Below are 1,244 nucleotides of genomic sequence, written 5' to 3'. Positions count from 1 at the left end.
TTTTTTAGGTTCATCGCGGAATTGACTGATCAGCCAGCTTCAAAGCTTGTCGCATTATCCCGCCCTGGCAGCTGCTGGACGCCGGATGCCCGACGACGGACGCGTGCATTCAAAACCGGAACCCCCCTGGCCGCCAGGCTCTGTGCGTAAAATGCATTACCCGATTATTGCCTGAATGATGCCCCCCCTGCCCATCCCTCAAAAGAGATGCCGCAATAACAACAGCCTCTCAGGCTATGGGGTTTTACATCAGGCATCCGGCGTCGAGCGTTTGGGAAAGTGCCGGGTAGTCGCGATAAAGCCATCAGGCAGCGAGAAGCGAGTTATTCACTCTAATACGCGAAGAACCTTTTTTACCGGCGGGCTTCAATCCTGATGTCATCGCTGCCGGTGAGAATCAGTTGGCCCTGCTTGTTAATGTCGGCGTGATTGACTCCCTTGAGGGCGTCCAAAAATTGCCGCTCCATTTCCATCAGTGGTGCTGGGCAAGCCATCATGTTGACGCCGCCGGTGGTGATGGTGAAGCTGTCCTCGTCCTGCACATAGGTGGCCATATAATTGTTGCAGGCGGCCTTGCCGGCCACTTGCCCGGGCTGATGAAAGTTCAGCGTGACGGTAGCCTCAGTGACGTCTTCGCCATTAAGCGATGTGACGGACCAGGCTTCTCCACGCAGTTGGCTCTCTTCAACCATGGTGCGTACCTCGTTGGCTGGCTGCCCTGTACAGGCAGCCAGTAACAGTGCGGTGCTGCCCAGCAGCAGCGGAAGGCGAAATGGGGTCATGGTGTGTCCTTGTGAGACGTTGTGGGTTACTTAGTGTATGTGCGGGGCGATATGGTTCCCGGCCAGGCTGGCGTTTATTGATGTGGCGCAAGGTTGTTGCAATGGATGAGAGGAGTGCGTTGACTGGTCGCGGAAGAACAGGACAATGCAGTGAATCCTCTCTTATCTTCACTTTTCTGATCGCAATGATGGCAGGCCATGCTGAATACGTTGCTGGAATTTTATATTGAGCACCAGTGGCTGGCGCTGCCGCTGGCCATGCTGTCCGCCGCTGGGGTGGGCATTCTGTGGATGGGCTGGTTGAGCCTGATGCTCACCGCGTTCGGTCAGCGGCGCTGGCTATGGGGGTTTGCGATTTTGTTGCTGCCTGTGCCGGCGTCCCCATGTTTTGCGCTGCGCCATCCGACGCTGAATCCCTGGGCCAATCGGCTGGTGCTATGGGCATTGTTGTTGTCTCTGCCG

The 1,244-nt window shown here is 56.4% G+C and carries 2 protein-coding genes; one reads left to right on the top strand and one right to left on the bottom strand.

From position 1 onward, the window contains the following. Positions 1–353: 353 nt before the first annotated feature. Positions 354–782, bottom strand: coding sequence for an META domain-containing protein (locus A3754_RS25620; RefSeq protein ID WP_063521710.1), 429 nt, complete (start codon positions 780–782; stop codon positions 354–356). 198 nt (positions 783–980) lie between these two features. On the opposite strand from A3754_RS25620, the gene A3754_RS25615 reads away from it, so the two are divergent. After that, on the top strand, positions 981–1,244 hold a 264-nt coding region (locus A3754_RS25615; protein WP_197468878.1), incomplete at its 3' end, for a hypothetical protein.

Source organism: Alcanivorax sp. HI0083, assembly GCF_001635175.1.
The sequence above is the reverse complement of the archived record's forward strand: the minus strand, read 5'-3'. Positions and strand labels throughout refer to the sequence as shown.